Origin of the sequence: Isoalcanivorax pacificus W11-5 (assembly GCF_000299335.2) — a bacterium.
Classification (GTDB): domain Bacteria; phylum Pseudomonadota; class Gammaproteobacteria; order Pseudomonadales; family Alcanivoracaceae; genus Isoalcanivorax; species Isoalcanivorax pacificus.
Window position 1 is genome coordinate 3,511,725 of the sequence record NZ_CP004387.1, and the last position, 13,960, is coordinate 3,525,684.

17 protein-coding genes are annotated in these 13,960 nt (G+C 63.8%); 5 read left to right on the forward strand and 12 right to left on the reverse strand.

Annotated elements, in window-relative coordinates; genetic code table 11:
• The first annotated feature begins 116 nt into the window (after nt 1–116).
• Together S7S_RS15695 and S7S_RS15700 are read left to right on the forward strand one after the other, a co-directional pair.
• Complete coding sequence (locus S7S_RS15695) at nt 117–917, forward strand: type IV toxin-antitoxin system AbiEi family antitoxin (RefSeq protein ID WP_008733447.1); 801 nt, start codon at nt 117–119, stop codon at nt 915–917.
• Nucleotides 904–1,824, forward strand: coding sequence for a nucleotidyl transferase AbiEii/AbiGii toxin family protein (locus S7S_RS15700; RefSeq protein WP_008733446.1), 921 nt, complete (start codon nt 904–906; stop codon nt 1,822–1,824). The genes S7S_RS15695 and S7S_RS15700 overlap by 14 nt, the downstream gene beginning before the upstream one ends.
• Here S7S_RS15700 and radA read toward each other — a convergent pair whose 3' ends face one another.
• From radA to dnaB, 3 genes are read right to left on the reverse strand one after another with little or no spacing between them, the layout of a single operon-like run.
• On the reverse strand, nt 1,825–3,195 hold the full coding sequence (gene radA / locus S7S_RS15705; RefSeq protein WP_008733445.1) for a DNA repair protein RadA: 1,371 nt from the start codon (nt 3,193–3,195) through the stop codon (nt 1,825–1,827). It abuts the gene before it with no gap.
• A gap of 20 nt (nt 3,196–3,215) precedes the next feature.
• Nucleotides 3,216–4,301 (reverse strand): alanine racemase, encoded by a 1,086-nt coding sequence (gene alr / locus S7S_RS15710; RefSeq protein WP_008733444.1) that lies wholly within the window; start codon nt 4,299–4,301, stop codon nt 3,216–3,218.
• A 46-nt stretch (nt 4,302–4,347) separates the two neighbouring features.
• Nucleotides 4,348–5,736: a replicative DNA helicase gene (dnaB, locus tag S7S_RS15715; protein ID WP_035203320.1), complete on the reverse strand. Its 1,389-nt coding sequence runs from the start codon at nt 5,734–5,736 to the stop codon at nt 4,348–4,350.
• A gap of 241 nt (nt 5,737–5,977) precedes the next feature.
• Here dnaB and cfa point away from each other — a divergent pair, with 241 nt between their 5' ends.
• Nucleotides 5,978–7,174 carry a cyclopropane fatty acyl phospholipid synthase gene (gene cfa / locus S7S_RS15720; RefSeq protein WP_008733441.1) on the forward strand — a complete coding sequence of 399 codons (1,197 nt, stop codon included), beginning with the start codon at nt 5,978–5,980 and terminating at the stop codon, nt 7,172–7,174.
• Between the two features lie 2 nt (nt 7,175–7,176).
• Here cfa and S7S_RS15725 read toward each other — a convergent pair whose 3' ends face one another.
• The 8 genes from S7S_RS15725 to rpsF form a co-directional block, all read right to left on the reverse strand.
• A complete protein-coding gene (locus tag S7S_RS15725; RefSeq protein ID WP_008733439.1) occupies nt 7,177–7,728 on the reverse strand; it encodes a DinB family protein in 552 nt (183 codons plus the stop codon).
• Between the two features lie 72 nt (nt 7,729–7,800).
• Nucleotides 7,801–8,406 (reverse strand): 2-hydroxychromene-2-carboxylate isomerase, encoded by a 606-nt coding sequence (locus S7S_RS15730; RefSeq protein WP_144401688.1) that lies wholly within the window; start codon nt 8,404–8,406, stop codon nt 7,801–7,803.
• Nucleotides 8,407–8,411: 5 nt separating this feature from the next.
• Nucleotides 8,412–9,275 (reverse strand): CmcJ/NvfI family oxidoreductase, encoded by an 864-nt coding sequence (locus S7S_RS15735; RefSeq protein ID WP_008733434.1) that lies wholly within the window; start codon nt 9,273–9,275, stop codon nt 8,412–8,414.
• Between the two features lie 112 nt (nt 9,276–9,387).
• Entirely contained in the window at nt 9,388–10,299 is a 912-nt protein-coding gene (locus S7S_RS15740) for a LysR substrate-binding domain-containing protein (RefSeq protein WP_035203031.1), read from the reverse strand.
• Nucleotides 10,300–10,429: 130 nt separating this feature from the next.
• Nucleotides 10,430–10,882: a 50S ribosomal protein L9 gene (gene rplI / locus S7S_RS15745; protein WP_008733430.1), complete on the reverse strand. Its 453-nt coding sequence runs from the start codon at nt 10,880–10,882 to the stop codon at nt 10,430–10,432.
• 20 nt (nt 10,883–10,902) lie between these two features.
• Nucleotides 10,903–11,133 carry a 30S ribosomal protein S18 gene (gene rpsR / locus S7S_RS15750; RefSeq protein WP_008733427.1) on the reverse strand — a complete coding sequence of 77 codons (231 nt, stop codon included), beginning with the start codon at nt 11,131–11,133 and terminating at the stop codon, nt 10,903–10,905.
• 23 nt (nt 11,134–11,156) lie between these two features.
• A complete protein-coding gene (gene priB / locus S7S_RS15755) occupies nt 11,157–11,498 on the reverse strand; it encodes a primosomal replication protein N (protein ID WP_035203028.1) in 342 nt (113 codons plus the stop codon).
• Nucleotides 11,458–11,814, reverse strand: a complete 357-nt coding sequence (rpsF, locus tag S7S_RS15760; RefSeq protein ID WP_008733425.1) for a 30S ribosomal protein S6 — start codon at nt 11,812–11,814, stop codon at nt 11,458–11,460. Before rpsF ends, priB begins: the two co-directional genes overlap by 41 nt.
• Nucleotides 11,815–12,047: 233 nt before the next feature.
• On the opposite strand from rpsF, the gene S7S_RS15765 reads away from it, so the two are divergent.
• Together S7S_RS15765 and S7S_RS15770 are read left to right on the forward strand one after the other, a co-directional pair.
• Nucleotides 12,048–12,752, forward strand: coding sequence for a hypothetical protein (locus S7S_RS15765; RefSeq protein ID WP_008733424.1), 705 nt, complete (start codon nt 12,048–12,050; stop codon nt 12,750–12,752).
• 6 nt (nt 12,753–12,758) lie between these two features.
• Nucleotides 12,759–13,202, forward strand: a complete 444-nt coding sequence (locus S7S_RS15770) for a hypothetical protein (protein ID WP_008733422.1) — start codon at nt 12,759–12,761, stop codon at nt 13,200–13,202.
• Here the strand turns inward: S7S_RS15770 and rlmB are convergent.
• The gene (rlmB, locus tag S7S_RS15775) at nt 13,190–13,945 is read right to left on the reverse strand and encodes a 23S rRNA (guanosine(2251)-2'-O)-methyltransferase RlmB (RefSeq protein WP_008733421.1); all 756 of its coding nucleotides are present in this window, start codon (nt 13,943–13,945) and stop codon (nt 13,190–13,192) included. The genes S7S_RS15770 and rlmB overlap by 13 nt on opposite strands.
• Nucleotides 13,946–13,960: the final 15 nt, after the last annotated feature.

Genomic DNA, 13,960 nt, shown 5'->3' on the forward strand with positions numbered 1-13,960 from the left:
TTTTTGCGGCACTTTTTGCCGCAAAAACGGAAAAAATCAAACCATATCATCTTCAATGGTTTACTTTTACCCCGTTTTGCGTCAAAAATTGACGCAAATTCAGGGAAGTTTAAACCATGAGCAACTTCTCACACCTCCCGACCGACTGGCCCCCGCCCGGCCACCTCACCACCCGGCAGTGGTTGCTGGAGCGTGGCCAACCCCGGCACGCGCTGGACAATGCGCTGAAGTCCGGCCGGCTGGTGGCGCCTGCACGCGGGTTGCTCACTCGCCCCGAAAGCCCTCTCACCTGGCAAGGCGTTACCGCATCGCTGGACAGGATGTCTCCCCATCCCGTGTACGTGGGCGGGCTTTCCGCGCTGGCCCAGGCCGGTCTGGGACACTATGTTGCGCGCGTCACTCCGATCCATCTTTATTCCCGCACGGCCCCTCCCGGCTGGCTGTCGCGCCTGCCCTCAAACGTGGCGTGGCACTGGCACCTGACCAAACGGCTGTGGCAGGACGACACTGTGCTGGTTCAAAGCAGCCTGCGAGAACAGCCCCAGGAAGGTGGCTGGCCCTGGCGTATGGCGTCACCGGAGCAGGCGATACTGGAAGTGCTGCTGGATGTCCCCGGTCAGGTGACCTTCGAGCATGCAGACAATCTGATGCAGGGTCTCAGCGCGCTCTCGCCACGCCGCCTGGATGCCTTATTGAAAGTGTGCCGGCATGTACAGGTCAAAAGGCTGTTCTTTTTCTTTGCCGACCGGCATCACTATCCCTGGCGACAACATCTGACGCCCACCGACTACGATCTTGGCAAAGGTAAACGCAATATCGTGACGGGCGGCCGCCTGGACAAACGCTACCTGATCACCGTACCCGCAGCATTCCACGACGAAAGGCTCTTTGAGGAATCATTCCATGGACAGGAATAGCCCCTATGCCCGGCAGGTGGACCTGCTGGTGCAGCTCTTGCCGTTTGTATTTCAGGAGCAATGCTTTGCCCTCAAGGGCGGCACGGCCATCAACCTGTTTGTACGGGATATGCCACGACTCTCGGTGGATATTGACCTGGTTTATCTACCCGACGGCAACCGGGAACAGGCGCTCACCGCCGTGCACGACGCACTGGATCGCATCAGCGCCTCGCTACAACAAGCCTGGCCAGATGCCACTGTGATCAAAAGCTATGAGCAGAAGCCTGATGCACTGAGACTGGTAGTCACGCGCAACAACGCCACCGTGAAAATAGAACTTTCTCCGGTTTTGCGGGGCACCGTCTATGCACCGGCAACCCTGCCTGTCATGCCCAAAGTAGAAGATACCTTTGGTTTTGCCGAAGCAAACGTAGTGTCGATGGCTGATATTTATGCGGGCAAGCTGTGTGCGGCACTGGACCGGCAGCACCCGAGGGATCTGTTCGACGTGTTGCTGCTACAAGAGAACGAAGGCACCACCGACGAAATACGACGCGCCTTCCTGATCTATCTGATCTCACACAACCGCCCGATGGAGGAACTGCTGGCGCCTCAGTGGAAACCATTGAGCGGCATTTTCGAAGGCGAATTCCAGGGCATGACAGAACGTCAAACCAGCGTGGACGAACTGGCGGCTGCGGGCAAAACAGCCCTGCATGATGTGCTCACACAGATGACAGAGACCGAAAAGCGCTTTCTTTGCAGCCTGTATGATCCAATACCTGATTGGCCCCTGCTTGAACTGCCGCATGTCAAAGACCTCCCCGCAGTGCGGTGGAAGCTGCAAAACATCAGCAGGATGAGCAAGGAAAAACGGCTGGCATCACAGGCAGCACTGCAAAACGTTCTGTTCCCGGTGCACTGATCAGATATGTTCCAGCGCCTCGGCCAGCGTGGATACCGCAATCACCTGCATGCCCTCGATGGCCGCGCGCGGCTTGTTCGCCCTGGCGATGATGGCCTTGCGGAAGCCATGCTTGGCGGCTTCGGACAGGCGATCCTGCCCCTGCGGCACCGGGCGGATTTCCCCGGACAGCCCTACTTCACCGAACACCACCAGTTCACGCGACAGGGTGCGGTCACGGAAACTGGACACAATGGCCAGCAACAGCGCCAGGTCAGCGCCGGTTTCCATCACCTTGACGCCACCGACGACATTGGCAAACACGTCCTGGTCGCCCACCTGAATACCGCCATGGCGGTGCAGCACCGCCAGCAGCATCGCCAGCCGGTTCTGTTCCAGGCCCACGCAGACGCGACGGGGATTACCGAAGTGGCTCTGATCCACCAGCGCCTGCAGCTCTACCAGCAGCGGCCGGGTGCCTTCCCAGACCACGGTGACCAATGAGCCCGAGGCAATATCGTCGGCGCGGTTAAGAAAGATCGCCGACGGGTTTTTCACTTCCTTCAAACCTTCCTGGGTCATGGCGAACACGCCCAGCTCGTTCACCGCGCCAAAGCGGTTCTTCAGGCCGCGCAAGGTGCGAAAGCGTGAATCGGTGGAGCCTTCCAGCATCAGCGAGCAGTCGATCATGTGTTCCAGCACTTTCGGGCCGGCCAGGGTGCCGTCCTTGGTGACATGGCCGACCAGCAGCAGCACGGTACCGGTCTGCTTCGCGAAGCGGGTCAGCGCGGCGGCGGATTCTCGCACCTGTGCCACCGAGCCTGGCGCGGATTGCAGTGCGGTGAGGAACATCACCTGGATGGAATCGATCACCAGCACTTTCGGCTTTTCCTTGCGCGCCAGATCAAGAATGCGCTCGACATCGGTTTCTGCCGCCAGCTTCAACTGGTCACGCGGCAATTGCAGGCGCTCGGCCCGCATCGCCACCTGGGCGGGGGATTCTTCGCCGGTGATGTACAGGCAGGGCTGCTGTGCCGCGAGACGACACAGGGTCTGCAATAGCAACGTGGATTTGCCGGCGCCCGGATGGCCACCAATCAGCACCGCCGAACCCGGCACCAGGCCGCCGCCCAGCACGCGGTCCAGCTCGCCGATGCCGGTGGTGATGCGCGGTGTTTCGGTCAGTTCGATCTGGTCCAGGCGCTGGACATCGGCCAGTTCCCCCGCGTAGCCACTGCGGCTGGCCGATGACGCGGCGCGTGCCGGCGTGGCCGGATCAACGACAAATTCGCTCAGCGTATTCCAGGCACCACAGGCGCTGCACTGGCCTTGCCATTTGGGATAGTCTGCACCGCATTCATTGCAGACAAAGGCGGTTTTGCGTTTGGCCATGATTCGTCCCTGTTGATCCGTCAGGCGCTACCGGCAATCACGCGGCGCACACGCGGTGTAACCTGGCAAAACAGCGCATAACTGATGGTGCCGCAGGCAGCGGCCACCTCGTCCACACTGACCGTGTCGCCCCACAATTCAACCTCGTCACCCGGCCGCGCCTGCGGGATGTCGGTCACATCGACCGCGAGCATGTCCATCGACACGCGGCCGGCAAGCACCGTGCGCACGCCGTTCACCGCCACCGGCGTCGTGCCCGGCGCATGGCGCGGGTAACCGTCGCCATAACCGAGCGCCACCACACCGATGCGGCTGGGCCGCGTCGCAGTCCAGGCCGCGCCATAGCCAACGCTTTCACCCGCTGGCACATCATTGACGGCAATCAGTCTTGCGCTCAGGCGCTGGGTCACGGACAGGCCGAGAGAGACCGCCGTATGGCCGGCCAGCGGCGAACCGCCATAGAGCATGATCCCTGGCCGCACCAATGCGCCATGGCTGTCGGGATAGCGACACAGCCCGGCCGAATTGGCAGCGCTGAACGGCAGGCCATGTCCGGCCGCCAGCTGTTGCACCTGTTCAAGCTGGCGTGCGCTCATCACGTCCTGTTGCAGGTCCGCGCAGGCGAAGTGGCTCATCACACCGGCCACTTGCACCTGCGGCAAGGCTGCCAGGCGTTTCAGCGCGTTGCCGCATTGCACCACCGGGAAACCCAGGCGATGCATGCCGCAATCCACTTTCAGCCACACGCGCACGCCTGCGGGGAGCCGGGTCGTTTCCAGCAATGCCAGTTGCCAGTCGCTGTGCAGCACAAGTTGCACGGACTGTGCGGCGGCGGCCAGCAGTTCGTCGCGATCGAAAAACCCTTCCAGCAACAGCAGCGGCTGCGTCACGCCGGCATCGCGCAACGCCTGCGCCTCTTCCATCAGCGCCACGCCGAACCCGTCCACCAGGGGGGAGAAGGTACTCGCCGCCAGTGTCAGCCCATGGCCGTAAGCATTGGCCTTCACCATGGCATACACCGACGCGCCCGGCGCCAGTTCACGCGCCCGCCGCGCGTTGGCGGCCAGCGCCGCCGGGCGGATTTCCAGCACAGTGCCACGTGTCATGGGCACGTTACTCCGTCAGACAGATAAAAGAGGGCGCCATCGGCGATCACTCGCTGGCATATTCCTGGTAGTACTCCGGCGCAAGATCGTCGAAGCGGGTGAACTCGCCGCGAAACGCCAGCCGCACCGACCCGATTGGCCCGTTACGCTGTTTGCCGATAATGATTTCGGCAATGCCTTTTTCCTGGGTTTCCTTGTTATAGACCTCGTCCCGGTACAGGAAGATGATCAAGTCGGCGTCCTGCTCGATCGCGCCCGATTCGCGCAGGTCGGACATGACCGGCCGCTTGTTCGGGCGCTGTTCCAGTGAGCGGTTGAGCTGAGAGAGCGCAATCACCGGCACGTTCAGTTCTTTCGCCAGGCCTTTCAGGGAACGCGAAATTTCCGAAATCTCGTTGACCCGGTTGTCGCTGCCCGGCACCTGCATGAGCTGAAGATAATCGACCATGATCAGGCCCAGCTCGCCACCGCAGTCGCGCGCCACACGGCGCGCCCGGGCGCGCATTTCCAGCGGGCTGAGGCCGCCGGTATCGTCGATGTAAAGCTTGCGCTCGGACAACATCTGGATGGCGGAACTGATGCGCGGCCAGTCGTCCGGGTCCAGTTTGCCGGAACGCACATTCTGCTGATGAATACGCCCGAGCGAGGACAGCATCCGCATCACCAGGCTCTCGCCGGGCATCTCCATGGAGAACACCAGCACCGGCTTGTTGCCGTGAATCGCCACGTGTTCGCACAAGTTCATCGCAAAGGTGGTCTTGCCCATGGACGGCCGGGCCGCCACCACCACCATGTCCGACGGTTGCAGGCCGGAGGTCATCTTGTCGAGTTCTTCAAAGCCGGTGGACAGGCCGGTCACCGCACTCTTGTTGCGGTACAGCTCGTCGATGCGATCGACCGTGCTTTTCAGCAGCGCCTTGATGTCGCGCGGGCCGTTGCCCTTTTTCTGCTGTTCGGCGATCTCGAAAATGGCGGATTCGGCGCTGTCGAGAATCTCGGCACTGGTGGCGCCTTCCGGACGGAATGCCTTGTCGGCAGTGCGCTGGGAAATATTGATCAGCTGCCGCAGGATCGAGCGCTCGCGCACAATGTCGGCGTAGGCGGAAATGTTCGCCGCGCTTGGTGTGTTGCGCGTCAGCTCGGACAGATAGGCCGCGCCGCCGGCGTTCTCGAGCTGGCCCAGCTGCTCCAGCGCCTCGGACACGGTGACCATGTCGCGCGGCTGGTCCTGTTCGGCAAGCTGCGCCATGACGCGAAAAATCAGCCGGTGGTCCTTGCGGTAGAAGTCCGGCTCGCTGACCCGCTCCGACACCTGGTCCCAGGCGTCGTTGTTCAGCATCAGCCCCCCGAGGATGGCCTGTTCCGCCTCCACCGAATTGGGCGGCAGGCGCAGGGATTCCGGCAGGTGCGGGTCAAGCTGGGATGTTTCGTTCATGGGCGACGGGTGGCTCAGAATGATCAGTGGCAAGGCCATGCAGTATCGCACAGCCGGGCGATGGATTGTCTCACCCGGCCGTCAGCACCGCAAACCACGGCCGTTACCGGCGCGCCATTGGCGTTCACTATGGCGCAAATACAGACACGCCCACTTGCCAAACCCGCTCGCCGTTCTACATTAACGGGTATGTGGCAATGCCTCTGTATTGGCAATCCGTGGCCCCGGCCAAGGAGGAATCATGTCGAGCATCTCGCCCCTTTCCCGGCACCGCCGCAGCCCGCAGGACGCCGGCACGCCATCGACGGCCCGGCACGCCCTGCCCGGCTGGCTGCCGACCTCCCTGCACGCCCTGCTGGAACGTGCCGACATCCGCATCAACGGCGGGCGCCCCTGGGACCCGCAGGTCCATGACCGTCGCTTCTGGCGCCGCGTTGCACTGCACCGCTCGCTCGGGCTGGGCGAGGCGTACATGGACGGCTGGTGGGACTGCGAGGCCCTGGACCAGTTCATCTGCCGGCTGCTGGTGCATGGCGGCGGCACCGAGAGCCAGTCACGCTGGCGGGACGCAGGCCAATGGCTGTGGCAGGCGCTGGTGAACCGCCAGAGCCTGCGCCGGGCGCCCACCGTCGCCCACCGCCACTACGACCTCGGCAACGACCTGTTCCAGCGCATGCTCGACCCGACCATGAGCTACAGTTGCGGCTACTGGCGCCGGGCGCACACGCTTGATGAAGCGCAAACCCACAAACTGGATCTGATCTGCCGCAAGCTGCAACTCACACCGGGCATGACCTTGCTGGACATCGGCTGCGGCTGGGGCGGGCTGCTGCATCATGCCGCCACGCACTATGGCGTACAGGGCCTGGGTGTCACGCTGTCGGGGGAACAGGCGGACATCGCCCGTGAGCGCTGTCGTGGCCTGCCGGTGGAAATCCGTGTGCAGGATTACCGCACGCTCCAGGGCCATTTCGACCGTATCGTCTCGGTCGGCATGTTTGAACATGTGGGGCGCCGCAACTACGCCACCTATTTTCGCACCTGCGAGCGGCTGCTGGAGCCGGACGGGCTGACACTGCTGCATACCATTGGCAGCAACAGCTCCTCGCACGGACACGATCCCTGGATAGACCGCTATATCTTTCCCAATGGCGAACTGCCTTCCGTGGCGCAGATCGCCACGGCATCGCAAGCGCATTTCGTCACCGAAGATGTGCACGGTTTCGGCCCCGACTATGCCCGCACGCTGCGGGCCTGGGACACTAACTTCCGGCATCACTGGCCGGAGATCGCGCCACGCTACGATGAGCGCTTTTACCGCATGTGGCGCTATTACCTGAACAGCTGCGCCGGCGCCTTCGATGCCCGTGACATCCAGCTCTGGCAATGGGTGTTCAGTCCGTTTCACCGGCGGGCAGCCTACCAGAGCGTACGCTGACCTCAGGACGCCTCGGGAATCAGCATCAGCAGGTCGGTCACCCCCGGGTCCAGCCCCTGTTGCGCCAGCAGCGTGGTCACCTGGCCACGATGATGCGTCTGGTGATTGAAGAAATGGATCACCAGGAAGAACAGCGTCTTGTGGAAGGGCAGCCCCCTGGTGTTGTGGTAATCCAGCGGGCGGGCAAGCACCTCGTCGTCGAGGGTCATGACCCATCGCTCGATCAACTCGTCCAGTTGCTGGCGTATTGCCCAGAGCGCCGGCAGTGTATCGGCCATCGGCATGGTGAGCGATGTCGGCGCCGGCCACGCGTCCAGTTCGGCCAACGGTGACACCGCACTGGCAGCAAAGCGCTTCAACCAGATCACGTCTGCCACGCACAGATGATTCAGCGTACCGAAAATGGAACCGAAAAAGGCACCGCGCTCCGCCACCACTTCGGCGTGCGGCATCGTCAGCGCCTGCTCATACAGTTTCTGGTTCATCCAGCGGTTATAACCCGCCATCAGACGTGCATGATCGTGCAGCGCCAATGCAGAGGGGGTGTTGGTCATGATGGTGCTCCGTTGGTCGGCTGTCGCGCCAGCATACGCCAGACACAGGTCTGAGGCTGCCTTCCGGTTGCGTTAAAGATATCGTTCCCCGCACGCCCAGAGCAGGGCATCTTCCAGGCGATCATTGCCCCAGAACATGGCATCGCCGACGATGAATGTCGGTGCACCGAACAGGCCCTTTCGCTGCGCGGCGTCTGTCTGCTCACGCAGGCGCTGCCTGTTGTGCTCGCTCTGGGCACGCAGCAACACCTCATCGGCATCCTGGCCGAGTATCGCCAGGGTGTCGGCCACCACCCCGGGCTGATCGATATCGACATCCTCACCGAAATGCAGCCGCATCATGCGCCGGCAGAACTCCCCCACCCAGGGTTCTTCGCTGGCCAGCAGGGCGACGCGCAACGGCAGCAGCGCACGGCGCGGGAACACCGACGGATGCTGCCAGGGCAATCCGTATTTGGCACACAGCCGTGGCATGTCCTGCTTCAGGGCATACTCACCCTTCGCTTTCTGCACCACGAAGGGCGAGCTGTCCCAGCCCAGCGCGCGAAACACCGGGCCCAGCAGAAACGGTTTCCAGGCAATGTCGACACCCGCCTGCCGCGCCAGTGCCTCCACCCGCATGACCGCCGGGTAGCTGTAATTGCTGGCGAATTCGAACCACACTTCCATTGTTGTCATGTCAGTCACTCCAGAATCACCAGGCAACGCAGTTCGATGCTTTCCCGTGGCAGCGCCGATACCGGCACCTGCGGCAGCTCGAAGGCACAATGCGGTGTAAAGCGCGAGGTGCCATTGACACGGGTATCGTACTGCTTGAATACCAGCACCTCATTGCGGCGCATGGCGGAGTAGAAATACCAGCGATGCCAGGGCGAATGCCGCATCAGATAAATGTCGCCGGTGCGATGCGGATAACGGACTTCGCCCGCCACCATGTCCAGCGTCGAGACGGTCCGTGCGTCGCACAGCGCCAGCGGTGCATCCAGCACCGGTTCCATCAACGGGCGCCAGAAATTCAGGATGCAAAAATGATGCACCGCCTCACGCCCGGCCTCATCGCCCAGCACCAGCGCCAGCCGGCGGCGGCCTGAGGCCTCGGTATAGTCGTTGTGAATGCGGCCATTCACCGGCGCCGCCCCCGCCTGCCGGCCGCGCCCGAAATCCAGGGGCGCACGCCGCTGGGGAGCCCGGCGCCGCACAAGATGATCAAACACCAGCGCGCGGCGGCCGCCGGTCAACTGGCAGGCGAGTGAAGCCACTTCCGGGTAGTAACGATGGCGGATGACGTTGTCATCCTGGAAATCACGCACATCACTGGGCACATCCAGCAAGGCAAAACCATGCCGCGCCAGCGCCGGTGGCCGCGCCAGCGTCCGGGCGTCGCGGACCGCCATCAGGCGGCGGTCATAACCGGCGTTTTCCCATGGCTCGCCATTTGGCGGCGGAAAGGTGTACTGCACCGGCAACGGCGCATTGGCCGGCAGATAGCCGAGGGTTGCCTGGATCACACCGTCGAACGCCGGTGTGCTGATCGGGGTGTGCTGCATGGTGCCGCTCCCAAAGTCGCCCGGATCGGGCCACGTTATTTCACGGCGCAGCGGTGACGGGCTCAACCAATGTTTCGGCCCGCTTCGCATTCCCGCACGGAATGCGAAGCGGTCAGCAGCCCGGCCCGGTGGCGGCCTCTGCGATGATCCAGTCCGCCACAGCCTGGACCGCCGGTGCCGGGGCGCCCGGTTGCCAGAGCCAGTAGGCGTGCTGGCAGCCATCAGGCACAGCCGGTTCGGTCAGCGCCGCCAGCCGGCCGTCTGCCAGCATGCCGGCGACCAGCCCGGTACGGCCCAGCGCCACGCCCTGGCCGGCCAGGGCTGCCTGGATCACCTGGTCGTACTGATTGAACCGCAATACGGCACGCGGCCTGGCCTCTCCCAGCCCCCGGGCCGCCAGCCACGGCTGCCAGTGCAGCCAGGGGGTTTCGGCACGGTCAAATTCCAGCAGGCAGACGTCTGCCAGGGCAGCGGAAGAATCCAGCGCAGAGAGCGCCAGCGAGGGATGCGCCACGGGTGCCAGCCGTTCCTCGAACAACCGCACCGCCCCGGCCGGGGCGCCCTGCGGCGGGCAGTAGCGAATCGCCAGATCAATCCCGTCCCGCGCCGGATGCTCGAACAGCCGGTTACTGGCCGCTACCCGCACGTCGATGTCCGGATGCCGGGCGTGCAGACGCCCGAGACGCGGCAGCAGCCACAGGCCGGCAACGCCGACACTGGCGGTGATGGTGACCGGCTGCGCCAGCGCTGTCGCCGTGCGGCCAAGTGCTTCCTGCAGTTGCAGCAGCGCGGCATCGGCACTGCGGAACAACTGCTCACCCGCCGGCGTAAAGTGGATGCTGCGATGGCCCCGCACAAACAAGGGGGTGCCAAGTTGCGCTTCCAGTTGACGGATCTGCCGGCTCACTGCCGACTGTGTCAGGCACAGCTCTTCCGCTGCGCGGGTGATGCTCATGCAACGTCCCACGGCGACGAAACCGCGCAGCAGGTCGAGTTGGGTGAGACGAACCAGAGGCAATGACATGCGCGCTACCGGTGATCAGGAGCACTCACTATAGCGCGGGCGGGCAGGCATAAAAAAACGCCCCGCAAGCGGGGCGTTTTCCAGGCGGGGCTCACAAAGTGGGCCTCACCGGGTGGGCCTCACCGGGTGATCAGGCTTCCGCCACGATCACGACTTTCACGGTGGTGGTCACTTCGGCGTGCAGCTGCAGGTCGATCTCGAACTCACCGGTATTGCGCAGTGCGCCGTTCGGCAGTTTGACTTCGGCCTTTTCCACTTCAACGCCGGTCTGTGCGGTGATGGCGTCCGCGATGTCGCGGGTGCCGACCGAACCGAACAGCTTGCCTTCGTCACCGGCTTTGGCGCCGATGGTGATCTGGGCTTCGGCCAGCTTCTCAACGCGGGCGTTGGCAGCCGCCATGGCTTCTTCAGCCTGCTTCTGCAGTTCGGCGCGACGCTCTTCTACCACGGCCAGGTTTTCTTTGGTCGCCGGCAGGGCCTTGCCTTGCGGAATCAGGAAGTTGCGGCCATAGCCCGGACGCACGTCAACGACGGCACCGAGGTCGCCCAGGTTCTTGATCTTGTCGAGCAGAATAACTTGCATGATCTCTACCTCGCTCCGGCTCAGTTGTCGTGGGTGTCGCTATACGGCAGCAGGGCCAGATAGCGAGCCTGTTTGATGGCCTGAGCCAGCTGGCGCTGATAACGCGCGCTGGTGCCGGTGATCCGGCTCGGGACGATCTTGCCGGTTTCAGTGATATAGGCTTTCAGGGTGTCCAGATCCTTGTAGTCGATCCGGACAACACCTTCCGCAGTAAAGCGGCAGAACTTGCGACGGCGGAAAAAACGGGCCATTGGAAAATCTCCTCAGAATTCGGTCATTCGAAGCATTCGATGTGGCTGGCGTGCAGTTGCAACCGATCGCGCGCGTCTCCCCTTGCTCCGGCGCGGGCGAGAAAGCCCTGCACCCGGATGCGTTGCCCTTCGCTGAGCCCATTGCTGAGCTTCACCTGGGCCTCCCCGGTGAGCATCACGGCCATGCGGGCCTGGACCTCTCTCGGGGTGCCACCTTCCTCCTGCCGTGAGCGGTGCTCGAGCCAGAAGCGTCTGGTCGGCACCCCGGCGGGGGTCAGGCGTATCGTTTCAAGGGAATGGATAACGCCGGTCAGTTCGCAGTGATTACGCTCCGGCCGCAGCGGGTGCTTCCTCCCGGCTGTCATTCGACTTGGCCAGCGGCGACGGCTCGGTAACAGCCTCGTCGCGGCGCAGAACCGCGTTACGGATCACGGCGTCGTTGAAGCGGAAGGTGTTTTCCAGCTCCGCGAGAGTCTCGCCGTCGCACTCGATGTTCATCAGAACATAGTGTGCCTTGTGGATCTTGTTGATCGGGTAAGCCAGTTGACGGCGGCCCCAGTCTTCAAGACGGTGGATGGCACCCTTGGCTTCCTTGATCATCGCGGTGTAGCGCTCGATCATGGCGGGCACCTGTTCACTCTGGTCCGGGTGGACCAGGAACACGATTTCGTAGTGACGCATTGTCAGCTCCTTACGGATTGGGCAGCCTTCCGCACCAGCGGTAAGGCAAGGAGTTCCCGGGGCCAGGCCACGGGAAGGGCGGCGATTCTACCCCGGGCAGCCCCCGGAACTCAAGGAAAGCCGTGCCGCCCGGCGGCCAGCGGATTGCCCCCATTGCCTCCGGCGCGTATTCTGGGCGGCGTGGCCCTGGCCACACACAACATGTACAACAAGAACAATACCGGGGATCCCCCATGTTGAAGCGACTGACACCCCTGTCTCTGCTTCTGCTCACCAGCCTCAGCGGCACGGCCCAGGCCGTGGACTGCGACGCGCCCCTGCGCCTGCCCGAACGCCCGCAACTGGAGCAGTATCAGGACTACAGCGCCTTTATCGCCGACATCATGACGTTCAAGCGCATCGAGGCTGACCAGCTTGAACACCGCCGCCTGTGCCCGGCGCTCTACGGCGACGCCCATCCGGGCATGGCGCCGCCTCAGGAAGACCTCGTCGACGCCGTGCGTGCAGCCAGCCACCGGCAGCCGTTCGACTACCAGCGCCACACCACCTGGTACAACCGCAGCACCTCGCAGAGCTTCGTGCTCAGCCGGCTGGACGGCAACGAGATGGCCGCAGAGCGGCTGCAGGCGGGCCTGGCCACGCTGCAGAATGACGACGCCCACAGCCTGCCGCTGGCGGCGCTGGTGCGCCTGCCGTACGCCTGGCGCGGCGACAGCCAGCATGAGGAGCAGGCGCGCCAGCAACAGTTGATACGCGAACGCAACGCCCGGGATGTCTATGAAGAGGCCGCCTTCGGTGAGCAACGCATTACCGACATGCTCAGCAAGAACGGCATGCGCTTTTATTTCAACCGCGCCGGGGATCTGCTGTTCGCCCAGGGAGATGTCTACTACCGCGCCGCCGCCGGCTGCGGACAGAACTGTCTGCTTCCCGATTGACCTGCCATGTTCCGCTCTGCCCTGCTGACCGCCTCGCTGCTGTGCCTGACGCTCACCGGGCAGGCGGACCGTACCTCAGTGCGGCCAGAGGACTACCTGCCGCCGCGACCGCAACTGTCCGAGTATCAGGATGAGAATGCCTTTGTCGCCGACATGCTGGCCTGGCAACGTGCCCGGGCCGGGGTAATCGAACGCATCGAGCGCGGCGAACTGCCGCCGCCCGCCCCGTCTCACCGCCAAGACAATGACTGGCACCACGTCACCGGCCCGGAAGATATCGACCAGGCGGTGAACAACGCGCGCGGCTACCAGCAGCCGCGCTATCGGGAAAAACGACGTTTCAATCGCACCACTCACCTGAGCTTTCCGCTGCCGCCGTTACCGGTGGAGCAGATGGCCGATGAAGGGGTGGACCTGACGCCGGAAAGGACGCCGGATCAGTCGCGCTGAAGACGTGGCCGCGCCAGATGATAGAGCACCACCGCGCTGGCGACGGACACATTGAGGCTCTCCACCTCGCCGACCATGGGGATTTCCAGCAGGTAGTCGCACTTGTCGCGAGTCAGGCGGCGCATGCCGTCGCCCTCTGCGCCCATCACCACCGCCAGCGCACCGGCAGGCACGAACTCGTGCAGCAACTGGCTGTGCTCGTCCCGCCCGGTCCCAGCAATCCAGACACCCCGCTCACGCAGCTGATCCAGCGTGCGGGCGAGATTGCCCACTTCGAAGTACGGCACCGCCTCGGCAGCCCCGGCAGCGCTGCGGCAGGCTACCGGCGTCAGGCCGGCGGCGTTGCGGCGCGGCACGATCACGCCATCCACCCCCACGGCATCGGCGGTGCGCAGACAGGCGCCCAGGTTATGCGGATCGGTGACACCGTCCAGCACCAGCAGCAAGGGATCATGGCCGAGCCGGTCCAGATGGCTGAGCAGGGCATGTTCATCGCCGGGCATCCGTGGCCGGGCGCGGGCGGCCACGCCCTGGTGTTGCGGGCCGGCGTGTTTCTCCAGCGTGTCGCGGGCGACGCGCTGCGGCCTCAGCCCGAAGGCCTGGGCCTGCTCGCACAAGCGTTGCAGACGGTCTTCGCCACGCTCGGCGCGGCTGTCGAGTACAAACAGTTCCAGCACCGCCTCGGGGCGGTGCCGGAGCAGGCTTTCCACGGCGTGCAGGCCGGCAAACCAGATCGGTTTCATCGTCTTTCCATACGC

Bases quoted from the DNA above. Each gene is read 5' to 3' on its own strand.
- S7S_RS15695 (WP_008733447.1), top strand. From the start codon at position 117: ATGAGCAACTTCTCACACCTCCCGACCGACTGGCCCCCGCCCGGCCAC.
- S7S_RS15700 (WP_008733446.1), top strand. From the start codon at position 904: ATGGACAGGAATAGCCCCTATGCCCGGCAGGTGGACCTGCTGGTGCAG.
- radA (WP_008733445.1), bottom strand. From the start codon at position 3,195: ATGGCCAAACGCAAAACCGCCTTTGTCTGCAATGAATGCGGTGCAGAC.
- alr (WP_008733444.1), bottom strand. From the start codon at position 4,301: ATGACACGTGGCACTGTGCTGGAAATCCGCCCGGCGGCGCTGGCCGCC.
- dnaB (WP_035203320.1), bottom strand. From the start codon at position 5,736: ATGAACGAAACATCCCAGCTTGACCCGCACCTGCCGGAATCCCTGCGC.
- cfa (WP_008733441.1), top strand. From the start codon at position 5,978: ATGTCGAGCATCTCGCCCCTTTCCCGGCACCGCCGCAGCCCGCAGGAC.
- S7S_RS15725 (WP_008733439.1), bottom strand. From the start codon at position 7,728: ATGACCAACACCCCCTCTGCATTGGCGCTGCACGATCATGCACGTCTG.
- S7S_RS15730 (WP_144401688.1), bottom strand. From the start codon at position 8,406: ATGACAACAATGGAAGTGTGGTTCGAATTCGCCAGCAATTACAGCTAC.
- S7S_RS15735 (WP_008733434.1), bottom strand. From the start codon at position 9,275: ATGCAGCACACCCCGATCAGCACACCGGCGTTCGACGGTGTGATCCAG.
- S7S_RS15740 (WP_035203031.1), bottom strand. From the start codon at position 10,299: ATGTCATTGCCTCTGGTTCGTCTCACCCAACTCGACCTGCTGCGCGGT.
- rplI (WP_008733430.1), bottom strand. From the start codon at position 10,882: ATGCAAGTTATTCTGCTCGACAAGATCAAGAACCTGGGCGACCTCGGT.
- rpsR (WP_008733427.1), bottom strand. From the start codon at position 11,133: ATGGCCCGTTTTTTCCGCCGTCGCAAGTTCTGCCGCTTTACTGCGGAA.
- priB (WP_035203028.1), bottom strand. From the start codon at position 11,498: ATGACAGCCGGGAGGAAGCACCCGCTGCGGCCGGAGCGTAATCACTGC.
- rpsF (WP_008733425.1), bottom strand. From the start codon at position 11,814: ATGCGTCACTACGAAATCGTGTTCCTGGTCCACCCGGACCAGAGTGAA.
- S7S_RS15765 (WP_008733424.1), top strand. From the start codon at position 12,048: ATGTTGAAGCGACTGACACCCCTGTCTCTGCTTCTGCTCACCAGCCTC.
- S7S_RS15770 (WP_008733422.1), top strand. From the start codon at position 12,759: ATGTTCCGCTCTGCCCTGCTGACCGCCTCGCTGCTGTGCCTGACGCTC.
- rlmB (WP_008733421.1), bottom strand. From the start codon at position 13,945: ATGAAACCGATCTGGTTTGCCGGCCTGCACGCCGTGGAAAGCCTGCTC.